Here is a 4,016-nt window from a genome sequence, read left to right as displayed (position 1 = left end):
GGCGGAGGCGTCGACGCGGAGCCGAATTTGGCTCAGCGTGAGGCGCGAGGAGGGAGCCATGCCGTTGCATAGTGACCGACGAGCAACGCGGCGCTGGGCCAAATTCGGCCCGCCCCTGCGGGGTCGCATCAGGAAGGCCGCTGGCGGCGTCGCGTCGCTTGCAGGGGCAACCAGCTCCTGCCGCACGCCGCTTCTATCCAGCGGCCTTCCTGATGCGATGACGATGCCTCCACCTAATCAGGACAGGCTCTAACTCGCCGCCCGGTGCGCGAAGCTGAAGATCCGCTTGAGCTTCCAGCCCGCTTCGCTCTTGACCCACAGCTGGGTGAACTGTGCCGTGCCGGCCAGCCGTTCGGGCCCGTCGCCGCGGCGTTCGTAGAAGCGGTGCTCACCATCCTCGATCGCGCCAAGGCCGGGCACCGGATCGACCGTCAGGCTGGCGGGCACCAGTTCGCGGCGTGAGCGCCAGGCGTCGGGCGCGGCTCGGCTGGCGCAGACTTTCTCATAGTCGGCCATGAACTGCGCGGCGCTGGTTGCCACCACCCCGCCCTTGTCGTGGTACATCTCGACATCGTCGGCCAGCATCGCGCGCACTTCGGTGCTGTGGCAGCGGGTGTCGAAGAACAGGCTGAAGAACCTGTCATCAGCGGCGCGCACCTCTTCACGCAGCGCCGCGCCTTCGGGCAGCGCGACAGGGGCGGCGGCAAGCAGGGCGATGGCGGATAGCATGGGGACTCCTTGGTGGATTAGCGTAATAACACACTAAGCAACAAGCCGAGCCGCCGCAACCCCTATCCGCGCGCGCCGAACAGTGCCGAGCCGACCCGGACATGGGTGGCGCCAAGCTGGATCGCGGTTTCGAAGTCGTCGCTCATCCCCATCGACCGGCCAGCCAGGCCGTGATCGGCGGCCAGCTTGTCGAGCAGGGCAAAGAACGGAGCAGGCTCGATCCCCAGCGGCGGCACGCACATCAGCCCGATCACCGGCAGCTCTGCCGCGCGGGCTTCGGCCAGCAGCGCGGGCAGTTCGGCAAGCGCGCAGCCGCCCTTCTGCTCTTCGGCACCGATGTTGACCTGGACGAAGCAGGGCACGCGGCGTGCGGCCTTGTCCATCGCCCGGGCCAGCGCGGCGACCAGCGAGGGCCGATCGAGCGAATGGATGCAGTCGAACAGCGCCACCGCCTCATCCGCCTTGTTCGATTGCAGCTGGCCGACCAGATGCAGCTCCACCCCGGGATGCGCCGCGATCAGCGCCGGCCACTTGGCCTGGGCTTCCTGCACCCGGTTTTCGCCGAACACGCGCTGGCCCGCCGCGATCAGCGGAGCGATCGCTTCGGCCGGGTGGGTCTTGCTGACCGCGACCAGCGTCACCTCCTCGGCCTGGCGCCCGGCGATGCGGGCGGCGTGGGCGATGCGGGTCTGGACTTGGCTCAGAAGGGTGGCTGGATCGGTCATGGCGCGCTGCTATAGCGGCCCGATGCCGCGTTTGAAGCCCCTGCCTGCAATCTGGCTGATCTCTGATGCCCGCAACGACGCGGTGCTGGAGCAGGCGCTGCGCCAGTTGCCGCGCGGCAGCGGGTTCGTGTTCCGGCATTATCACCTGGCCGCACCGGCCCGGCAGGCGCGGTTCGCTGCCTTGGCCCGGGTGGCGCGGGCGCGCGGGCACGTGGTGGCGCTGGCCGGTAGCCGGGCCGAGGCGCGCAGATGGGGGGCGGACCTAGCCTATGGCCCGGGGCAGGACCTGGCCCCGGTCCATTCGCTGCGCGAGATCGGTCGGGCGCGCGGGGCGCTGGCCGTACTGCTGTCACCCGCCTTTCCGACCCGCTCGCATCCGGGCGCGCCCAGCCTGGGACCGCTGCGCTTCCGCCTGCTGGCCAGCCGCGCCGGGGTGCCGGTGATCGCGCTGGGCGGCATGAACCCGCGCACCGCCCGGCGCCTCGACTGGCCGTACTGGGCTGGGATCGACGCTTTTTGCGGTGAGCCGAATCCCCGGAATCCCAAGGATTCTTGACGGGGAGTCACCCGAAGGCGCATAGAGTCGCTCCAGACCAGGGGAGCAGATTGCGCATGGCAACACGACCGGCTTCGGCCAGCCACCGCGGGGCGCGCGTCGATTGGCGCGCGGCGCTCAAGCGTGCCGGGCGGCGCAGCGCCGAAATCGGCGGCGCGATCGTGCTGCTGGGGGCAATGGCCTTTCTGGCCGTGGCGCTGGCCACCTATCACCAGACCGACCCTTCGGCCTCGACCGCGGCGGGCGGCCCGGTGCAGAACTGGATGGGCGGCGCCGGGGCCTGGGTGGCCGAACGCGCACTGTTCCTGTTCGGCTGGACCTCGGTGCTGCTGCTGCCGATGCTCTATGTCATGGCCCGCGGGCTGTGGCGGCTGGTCGAGGAGGAAGACCAGGACCTGCCGCATGCCGACCATGCCTGGTGGCGCCCGGTGGGGCTGCTGCTGTTCGCGATGGCGCTGATCGCGACCACGCTGTCGCTGGCAATCAGTGGCGGCGGCGATGCCTATCCGGCCGGCTGGGGCGGGATCGCCGGGCTGCTGGGTGCCGGCGCAACCCAGTTCATCGCCGGCAAGCTGCCCGATGGCGGACAATGGATCTTCACCTTCCTGACCGGGCTGGTCACGCTGACCGCCGGTGCGGTGCTGGCCGGGCGGGTCTTCGCGCTCGACTGGGGCAACCTGTTCACCCTGCCCGGCTTCCTGCGGCGCAACCGCCAGGTGGTGATGGACGGCGACGCGCCGTTCATCTCGGTCAAGCCCAAGGCCAGCGCGCGCGAACCGCGCGTACCGGGCGAACCGATTGCCCCGCCGCGCAAGGCCCCCGAAATCAGCGATCCGGCCCGCACCGCCAAGCCCGCGTCGCTATCTGCCGCCAGCCGCCAGGGCGACCTGTTCGACACCTTCGAGCTGCCCGCGCTTGACCTGCTCACCGACCCGCCGGCCAATTCCGCGCCCAGGATCGACAAGCTGGCGCTGGAACGCAACGCCCGCCTGCTCGAAACCGTGCTCGACGATTTCAACGTCAAGGGCACGATCGACGCGGTCCGCACCGGCCCGGTGGTGACCATGTACGAACTGGAACCGGCGCCCGGCATCAAGGCCAGCCGGGTGATCGGCCTGGCCGACGATATCGCCCGCAACATGAGCGCGATTTCGGCCCGCGTCTCCTCGATCCCCGGACGCACGGTGATGGGGATCGAGCTGCCCAATGCCAACCGCCAGATGGTCAGCTTCAAGGAACTGGTCGCCTGCGAACAGTTCGCCGCCAGCAAGGCCGCGCTGCCGATCATCCTGGGCAAGGATATTGCCGGCGAGCCTGTGGTGGCCGATCTGGCCACCATGCCGCACCTGCTGGTGGCGGGGACCACCGGTTCGGGCAAGTCGGTGGGGCTCAACACGATCCTGCTGTCGCTGCTCTATCGCCTGACCCCGGCGCAGTGCCGCCTGATCCTGGTCGATCCCAAGGTGCTGGAACTCAAGAGCTACGACGATATCCCGCACCTGCTTTCGCCGGTGGTGACAGAACCCGCCAAGGCGGTCCGCGCGCTGAAGTGGGCGGTTGAGGAAATGGAGCGCCGCTATCGCCAGATGAGCGAGCTGTCGGTGCGCAACCTGGCGGGCTTCAACGAAAAGGTGAAAACGGCGATCGCCAAGGGCAAGCCGCTGGGCCGCCGGATCCAGATCGGCTTCGATCCCGAAACCGGCGAGGAACTGTTCGAGGAGCACCAGCTCGATTACCAGGTGATGCCGCAGATCGTGGTGATCGTCGACGAACTGGCCGACCTGATGGTCACCGTCGGCAAGGAAGTCGAAGTGCTGATCCAGCGGCTCAGCCAGAAGAGCCGCGCGGCCGGGATTCACCTGATCATGGCCACCCAGCGCCCATCGGTCGATGTCATCACCGGGGTGATCAAGGCCAACCTGCCGACCCGGATCAGCTTTGCCGTGACCAGCCGGATCGACAGCCGCACGATTCTGGGCGAACAGGGCGCCGAACAGCTGCTGGGC

General features: G+C 68.9%; 4 protein-coding genes. 2 read left to right on the top strand and 2 right to left on the bottom strand.

Annotated features, from left to right (window positions below):
* Nucleotides 1-249 precede the first annotated feature (249 nt).
* Both IT549_RS03280 and IT549_RS03275 read right to left on the bottom strand, forming a co-directional pair.
* Nucleotides 250-729 (bottom strand): nuclear transport factor 2 family protein, encoded by a 480-nt coding sequence (locus tag IT549_RS03280; protein ID WP_292969939.1) that lies wholly within the window; start codon nt 727-729, stop codon nt 250-252.
* 62 nt (nt 730-791) lie between these two features.
* Nucleotides 792-1,454: a YggS family pyridoxal phosphate-dependent enzyme gene (locus IT549_RS03275; RefSeq protein WP_292969938.1), complete on the bottom strand. Its 663-nt coding sequence runs from the start codon at nt 1,452-1,454 to the stop codon at nt 792-794.
* Between IT549_RS03275 and IT549_RS03270 the strand changes: the two genes are divergently transcribed.
* Together IT549_RS03270 and IT549_RS03265 are read left to right on the top strand one after the other, a co-directional pair.
* Nucleotides 1,453-2,010, top strand: coding sequence for a thiamine phosphate synthase (locus IT549_RS03270; protein WP_292969937.1), 558 nt, complete (start codon nt 1,453-1,455; stop codon nt 2,008-2,010). The genes IT549_RS03275 and IT549_RS03270 overlap by 2 nt on opposite strands.
* Nucleotides 2,011-2,066: 56 nt before the next feature.
* Nucleotides 2,067-4,016 (top strand): DNA translocase FtsK 4TM domain-containing protein (locus IT549_RS03265; protein ID WP_292969935.1); only part of this gene is annotated, 1,950 nt, incomplete at its 3' end.

The organism is Novosphingobium sp. (assembly GCF_020852455.1).
In the GTDB taxonomy this organism is placed as follows: Bacteria; Pseudomonadota; Alphaproteobacteria; order Sphingomonadales; family Sphingomonadaceae; genus Novosphingobium.
Note: the sequence above shows the minus strand (reverse complement) of the source record. Positions and strands in the feature narration are given on the sequence as shown.

Coding starts and splice junctions, on each gene's coding strand:
- IT549_RS03270 (WP_292969937.1), top strand. CDS start 1,453: ATGGCGCGCTGCTATAGCGGCCCGATGCCGCGTTTGAAGCCCCTGCCT.
- IT549_RS03280 (WP_292969939.1), bottom strand. CDS start 729: ATGCTATCCGCCATCGCCCTGCTTGCCGCCGCCCCTGTCGCGCTGCCC.
- IT549_RS03275 (WP_292969938.1), bottom strand. CDS start 1,454: ATGACCGATCCAGCCACCCTTCTGAGCCAAGTCCAGACCCGCATCGCC.